Annotated in this window: 7 protein-coding genes; 5 read left to right on the top strand and 2 right to left on the bottom strand. The window is 70.3% G+C overall.

Translation table 11 applies throughout. The features are described from left to right. From ACHZD8_RS09705 to ACHZD8_RS09685, 5 genes are all read left to right on the top strand, one after another. A partial coding sequence (locus ACHZD8_RS09705) for a S1 RNA-binding domain-containing protein (protein ID WP_394770122.1) occupies positions 1-463 on the top strand: 463 nt, incomplete at its 5' end. 112 nt (positions 464-575) lie between these two features. Next, positions 576-1,754 (top strand): hypothetical protein, encoded by a 1,179-nt coding sequence (locus ACHZD8_RS09700; RefSeq protein WP_394770120.1) that lies wholly within the window; start codon positions 576-578, stop codon positions 1,752-1,754. Between the two features lie 164 nt (positions 1,755-1,918). After that, entirely contained in the window at positions 1,919-3,043 is a 1,125-nt protein-coding gene (gene pdhA / locus ACHZD8_RS09695; RefSeq protein ID WP_394770118.1) for a pyruvate dehydrogenase (acetyl-transferring) E1 component subunit alpha, read from the top strand. Next, entirely contained in the window at positions 3,040-4,071 is a 1,032-nt protein-coding gene (locus ACHZD8_RS09690) for an alpha-ketoacid dehydrogenase subunit beta (RefSeq protein WP_394770117.1), read from the top strand. Before pdhA ends, ACHZD8_RS09690 begins: the two co-directional genes overlap by 4 nt. Continuing rightward, entirely contained in the window at positions 4,068-5,327 is a 1,260-nt protein-coding gene (locus ACHZD8_RS09685; protein ID WP_394770116.1) for a dihydrolipoamide acetyltransferase family protein, read from the top strand. The genes ACHZD8_RS09690 and ACHZD8_RS09685 overlap by 4 nt, the downstream gene beginning before the upstream one ends. A 3-nt stretch (positions 5,328-5,330) precedes the next feature. Here ACHZD8_RS09685 and ACHZD8_RS09680 read toward each other — a convergent pair whose 3' ends face one another. Together ACHZD8_RS09680 and ACHZD8_RS09675 are read right to left on the bottom strand one after the other, a co-directional pair. Next, positions 5,331-5,840 carry a DinB family protein gene (locus ACHZD8_RS09680; RefSeq protein ID WP_394770114.1) on the bottom strand — a complete coding sequence of 170 codons (510 nt, stop codon included), beginning with the start codon at positions 5,838-5,840 and terminating at the stop codon, positions 5,331-5,333. Between the two features lie 46 nt (positions 5,841-5,886). After that, the gene (locus tag ACHZD8_RS09675; protein ID WP_394770113.1) at positions 5,887-6,483 is read right to left on the bottom strand and encodes a TetR/AcrR family transcriptional regulator; all 597 of its coding nucleotides are present in this window, start codon (positions 6,481-6,483) and stop codon (positions 5,887-5,889) included. Between the last annotated feature and the right edge of the window lie 8 nt (positions 6,484-6,491).

The following is a 6,491-nucleotide window of genomic DNA, read 5'->3' as shown; positions in this document are numbered from 1 at the left end:
CGACAAGATCGGCGAGCTGATCGGCCCGAAGGGCAAGACGATCAACCAGATCCAGGACGACACCGGAGCCGACATCTCGATCGAGGATGACGGAACCGTGTACATCGGCGCCGTCGATGGTCCGTCCGCCGAGGCGGCTCGCGCGGCGGTCAACGCCATCGCGAACCCGCTGAACCCCGAGGTCGGCGAGCGGTTCCTCGGAACTGTCGTCAAGATCGCGACCTTCGGCGCGTTCGTCTCGCTCACCCCCGGCAAGGACGGCCTGCTGCACATCAGCGAGGTTCGCAAGCTCGCCGGTGGCAAGCGCGTCGAGAACGTCGAAGACGTGCTCGCCGTCGGCCAGAAGATCCAGGTGGAGATCACCAAGATCGACGACCGCGGAAAGCTGTCGCTCTCGCCGGTCGAGGCGGACGACGCCGAGATCGCCTCCTCCACCGAGGACGAGCCGGTTCCCGCGATCTAGTCGCACCCCACGTCGAAGCCCGTCCCGCCCACCGGCGGGGCGGGCTTTTTCGATGCACGGCGCCTCCAAAGATTTTCTCGAATTCGCCGTCGTGGGGTCTAGCGTTGGCCGCATGACCAGACGCTGGCTCGGTGCGACCTCCGCTCTCGTCGCGGCCGCCATCGCCGTGGCGGGCGCGCTGCTGACCGCGGCCCCGGCCGAGGCCGCCGGCTCGCTCACGGTCTCCGTGACGATCGCCGTGGGCTCCACTCAAACGGCAGTCTCGGCCGACCCGACCAACCCCACCAAGGTCGCGGTCGGGTCCCCGACCGAGGTCGTGACGGTGGCCAACGGCACGGCGGACACCTTCACCCTGACCGGCATCACCTCCCTCGCGCTCACCGCCTGTGACCGCACGGTGGTCGCCCCCGGGGCGAGCGCGGTGTGCACCGGGCCCGTCACGGTGGCCGCCGGCCTCGCGTCCCTGGCCTACGAGGCGACCGGATCTTTCGCCGCGGACCCCGCCGCCGTCGGCGTGCAGGCCTCCGTTCCCACCTCCCTCTTCGGGGTCGTCTACGACCTTCGGACCGTGTTCTCCGGGGATTTCCCGCCCCCTGCGGGAGGCTCGGCGCCCGCCTCCGATGCGCGCTTCCTCAGCCTGCCGCTCGGCTACTTCCTGGTCATGCACGTCGGCTTCGTCAACGCCTCGAACGTGCCCATCAGCGGGCTGACCCGCACGGGCGTCGCGACCGGCTGTGCACCCCTCCCGGCCACCCTCGCCGCCGGGGCGACCATCCCCGACTGCACGTTCACGGCGACGACCCCGGTGACCTGGCAGGACCCCTTGAGCTTCACGGTCGGGGCGACGGCGACCGGGGTGCTCGGCGACACGCTGACGAGCTCGGCGACCCTCCTGTACGGCCCGGGCGAGGACGAGTGCAACACGACAGTGCAGACTGCCGCCCAGGGCGAACGGGTCACGGTCACCTGCTTCGGATTCCTGCCGGGCATCAACGTGGCGGCGATCCTTCACAGCCCGGCCGTGCCGCTCGGGCTGAAGAACACCGGACCAACGGGGGACTTCAGGTTCATCTTCGTGGTGCCGGCGGCTCTCGAGCCGGGGTCCCACCGCGTCGAACTGTCGCTCAACGGGACGACGCTGACGATGACCGACCCGTTCACGGTGACCGCGGCTCTCGCCCCCACCGGCGCCGACGGCGGGCCGATGCTCATCAGTGCGACCGGCGCGGTACTCGTGGGCGGCAGTCTCGTGCTGCTCGCCTTCCTGCGACGTCGCCGACAGATCCGGTGAATCACGGCCCGTGGCGGTCATTGTGATTCCCAGCATTCAGCCGTAGCCTCGAAGCACTCCCGGCAATGTCGCCGGAGCGCAGGCGCCGGTCACAAGCCGATGCCTGTTGGAGAGGGATACACCAGTGGCTCACCCGCCGCGGCGCATCCAGATCGTGAGGCCCTATGTTGCGTCCATCCGCATCCAGTGACATCCGCAGTGACATCCGCAACACCGAGTTGCTCGTGCAATTGTTGAACCCCGACGGCGACCGAGTCCCCGATCCGGAATTCGACCAGTGGGTTGCCGACGTCACCGGTGAACAACTCCGCTCCCTCTACGAAGACATGCTCGTCGTGCGCCGAATCGACACCGAGGCGACGGCACTGCAGCGCCAGGGCGAGTTGGGACTATGGCCCCCACTGCTCGGGCAGGAGGCCGCGCAGATCGGCTCGGCCCGCGCACTGCGCGCCGACGACTTCGTCTTCTCCAGCTACCGCGAGAATGCCGTGGCCTACTGCCGCGGGGTGCAGGTCGGGCAGCTGCTCGCCGTCTGGCGGGGCACCGCGCTCAGCGGGTGGAACCCGTTCGACGTGGGGATGGCGACCCCGGCCGTGATCATCGGCGCGCAGACGCTGCACGCCACCGGCTACGCGCTGGGCTGCCTGCAGGACGGGGTCGACTCGGTCGCCGTCGCCTACTTCGGCGACGGGGCGACGAGCGAGGGCGACGTGAGCGAGGCGATGGTCTTCGCCGCCAGCTTCCAGGCCCCGGTGGTGTTCTTCTGCCAGAACAACCAGTGGGCGATCTCCGAGCCGGTCGCGCTCCAGGCGCACCGATCGATCGCGGACCGCGCACCCGGCTTCGGCATCCCGAGCCTGCGCGTGGACGGCAATGACGTGCTGGCGGTGATGGCCGCGACGAGGATCGCGCTCGACCGCGCCCGGAGCGGCGGCGGGCCCACCTTCATCGAGGCCGTGACCTATCGCATGGGGCCGCACACGACATCCGACGACCCCACCCGCTATCGGGATGCGGCCGAGCTCGAGCGGTGGGCGGCGAAGGATCCGATCAGCCGGCTTCGCGCGTACCTCGAGCACGAGGGCCTGCTCACCGAGGAGTTCGAGGCGTCGGTGCAGGCGAAGACGGATGAGGTGGCCCGCGAGCTGCGCGCCGCCTGCCTCGCCCTCGACCCACCGCCCGCCCTCAGCGTGTTCGACAACGTGTACACCTCGGCCCATTCGGGGCTCGAGCGGCAGAAGAGCCAGTACGCGGCCTACCTCGAGATGTTCGAGGGGGTGGCCGAGTGAGCACCACCACGACCGCCACCACCGAGCTCACCCTCGGCAAGGCGCTCAACGCCGGCCTGCGCCGCGCCGTCGCCGAGGACGATCGAGTGATGCTGCTCGGCGAGGACATCGGCAAGCTCGGGGGAGTGTTTCGGGTCACCGACGGGATGCTCGACGACTTCGGCCCGCGCCGCATCGTGGACACACCCCTGGCGGAGTCCGGCATAATCGGCACGGCGATCGGACTCGCCTTCCGCGGGTTCCGTCCGGTCTGCGAGATCCAGTTCGACGGGTTCATCTATCCGGGCTTCGACCAGATCGTGGCCCAGGTCGCCAAGCTGCACTACCGCACGGGGGGAGCGGTGAAGATGCCGATCACCATCCGCGTGCCGTTCGGCGGAGGCATCGGCGCCGTCGAGCACCACTCCGAGTCGCCGGAGGCGTACTTCGCCCACACTGCCGGGCTGCGGGTGGTGAGCTGCTCAAATCCGCAGGACGCCTACGACCTCATCCGCCTCGCGATCGCGAGCGACGACCCGGTGCTCTTCTTCGAGCCGAAACGGCGCTACTGGGCCAAGGGACCGGTCGACCAGGCGCTCGCCAACCCGCTGCCGCTCTGGAGCGCGCGAGTGGTGCGCGAGGGCACGGATGTCACCCTGGTGGCCTACGGGCCGCTCGTGATGACCGCCATCGACGCGGCGATCGCGGCCTCGGACGACGGGGTCTCGATCGAGGTCATCGACCTGCGTTCGCTCTCCCCGATCGACCACGCGACGATCGAGGCCTCGGTGCGCAAGACCGGTCGGCTCGTCGTCACGCACGAGGCCGCACAGTCCGGGGGACTCGGGGCGGAAATCACCGCGAGCGTCACCGAGCGCTGCTTCGACTTCCTTGAGGCGGCGCCCGCGCGGGTCACCGGATTCGACGTGCCGTACCCGGCCGCGTCGCTCGAAGACCACTTCCTGCCCGACCTCGACCGCATCCTCGACGCCGTCGACCGCGTGCTCGGCAGACGCAACTCCCTCAGCGGATGGAGCGCCGCAAAATGAGCGAACTCAAGGACTTCCGCCTCCCCGACCTCGGGGAGGGGCTCACCGAATCCGAGGTCGTCGCCTGGCGCGTGGCCGTCGGCGACACGGTGGAACTCAACCAGATCATCGCCGAGGTGGAGACCGCGAAGGCGCTCGTGGAACTGCCGTCGCCCTTCGCCGGGGTGATCGGCGCGCTGTATGCCGAGCCCGGGCAGGTGGTGCAGGTGGGCGCGCCGCTCGTGGGCTTCGAGGTCGAGGAGTCGGCGGAGCTGCCCGATCGACAGACCGAGGCCCCGGATGCCGCGGCTCCCGTTCTGCGGGAGGCGGTGCTCGTCGGCTACGGGCCGAAGATCGACGGGGGGAACCGTCCCCACCGCAGGGCACGCTCGGCCCGCTGGCTCGAGCGGGAGGAGCCCCACGACTCCCGGTTCGTGCGACCGGCTCCGCCCCTGCGCAAGCTCGCGAGTGACCTCGGGGTGGACCTCGACGCCGTCACCGGGTCGGGCGCTGGTGGCCTGATCACCCGGGAGGACGTGCGCAGTCACGCCGCCGCGGTTGCGCCGACGGCGGCCGCGCGCGAGACCCGCACCCCGATTCAGGGCGTGCGCAAGCTCACCGCCCAGGCCATGGTCGCCAGCGCCTTCACGGCCCCGCACGCGACCGAGTTCCTCACCATCGACGTCACGCCGTCGATGGAGCTCCTCGAGCGCCTCAAGGCGTCGAGTGTCTTCCGGGGCGAGCGGCTCACCATGCTCACGGTCGTGGCGAAGGCCGTCTGCCTGGCCGCGGCCCGCACCCCGGTGGTCAACTCGCACTGGGACGAGAGGGCCGGCGAGATCGTGCAGTTCGGCTACCTCAACCTGGGCATCGCCGCGGCGACACCGCGCGGCCTGATGGTTCCGAACATCAAGGATGCGCAGGCCCTCGACCTCCTGTCGCTCGCCCGGGCGCTCACCGCGCTCGTCGAGCGGGCCAGGGAGGGCAAGAGCACGCCGGCCGAGCTCGGTGGAGGCACGATCTCGATCACCAACATCGGCGTCTTCGGCATCGACGCCGGCACACCGATCCTCAACCCGGGGGAGGCGGCGATCCTCGCGATGGGGGCCGTGCGCCGCGCGCCGTGGGAGTACCAGGACGCCGTGGCGCTGCGGCACGTGATGACCCTCAGCCTGTCGTTCGACCATCGACTCGTCGACGGGTCGGAGGCCTCGCGATTCCTCGCCGACGTGGGCACCATCCTGTCCGACCCCGGGATGCTGCTGACGATGGTGTGACCGCTACTCGCCCACCACGCCGTCGATCGACTCCCGCAGCAGATCCGCGTGCCCGTTGTGGCGGGACGTCTCCTCGATGAGATGCACGAGGATCCAGCGGAGGCTGTACAGCTCGCCGCTGCAGGACCGCTCGACCGACAGGTCGTCGAGCCCCGCGGCGGCGGACACCGCACGGGAGCGGGCGCAGGCGGCCTCGTAGAGGGTGCGGAGGTAGCCCGGCTCGTCGTCGGGGGCGGAGTGGAACTCCCAGTCCCGGTCGTCGTCCCAGGGCGCGCTCGCCCACGGCTCGGCCGGCGGGTTGCCCAGGAACGACTCCTGCATCCAGTTGTCCTCCACGTAGGCGAGGTGCTTGAGCAGGCCCGCGAGCGTCAGCTCGGAACTCGGCAGGCGCCGCCCCAACTGCTCCCGGTCGAGGCCCTCCGTCTTGAGCAGCAGCGTGGCGCGCTGGAAGTCGAGAAACTGTTCGAGGGTGGCGCGTTCGTCCGCGATGGTGACGGGATCGGTGCGAGTCATGGCTACAGCCTCGCAGACGCGGGAATCCGCTGCTCGCCGGGGTCGATCAACCGAGCAGCGACCAGGCCATGGTTACGAGCTCGTCGTGCATGGTCGCACGGGGCAGTGACCGGCTGCCCGAGTGCGGAGTCGAGTTGAGCAGGCCGAAGGTGGCGTGGGCCCGCATCCGCAGCACCGCGGTGTCCTCCCGCGGGCTCAGCCGGGCGAGCACCCCCACCCACAGCTCGACATAGCGGCGCTGGAGGGTGCGCACGGCGTGGCTGTCCTCGTCGGCCAGGCTCTCCAGGTCGCGATCCTGCACCCGGATCACCTCGGGATTCGACAGCGCGAAGTCGGTGTGGAAGCGGATGAGCGCGCGGAGCGCGGCCGTGTCGTCTTCCGCGGCATCGACGACCGCGAGTCCGCCGGCCAGCAGGTCTTCGCTCGCGCCCACGAGCAGGGCGGCGAGCACGGACTGCTTTCCACTGAAGTGACGGTAGACCGCCGGGCCGCTGATCCCCACGGCCGAGCCGAGGTCTTCGATCGAGACGCCGTTGAAGCCGCGGGCCGCGAAGAGCCTGGCCGCCGCGGCGAGCAGCGCATCGCGTCGATCCGCCTTCGCCCGGCTGCGCTCGGTCGCCTGCTCTGCCGGAGCGTCGGCCATGAGTACCC

The organism is Lacisediminihabitans sp., assembly GCF_043726815.1.
In the GTDB taxonomy this organism is placed as follows: Bacteria; Actinomycetota; Actinomycetes; order Actinomycetales; family Microbacteriaceae; genus Lacisediminihabitans.
The sequence above is the reverse complement of the archived record's forward strand: the minus strand, read 5'-3'. Positions and strand labels throughout refer to the sequence as shown.

Excerpts from the sequence above, each read along its gene's own strand:
- ACHZD8_RS09700 (WP_394770120.1), top strand. The coding sequence starts at position 576 with ATGACCAGACGCTGGCTCGGTGCGACCTCCGCTCTCGTCGCGGCCGCC.
- pdhA (WP_394770118.1), top strand. The coding sequence starts at position 1,919 with ATGTTGCGTCCATCCGCATCCAGTGACATCCGCAGTGACATCCGCAAC.
- ACHZD8_RS09685 (WP_394770116.1), top strand. The coding sequence starts at position 4,068 with ATGAGCGAACTCAAGGACTTCCGCCTCCCCGACCTCGGGGAGGGGCTC.
- ACHZD8_RS09680 (WP_394770114.1), bottom strand. The coding sequence starts at position 5,840 with ATGACTCGCACCGATCCCGTCACCATCGCGGACGAACGCGCCACCCTC.
- ACHZD8_RS09675 (WP_394770113.1), bottom strand. The coding sequence starts at position 6,483 with ATGGCCGACGCTCCGGCAGAGCAGGCGACCGAGCGCAGCCGGGCGAAG.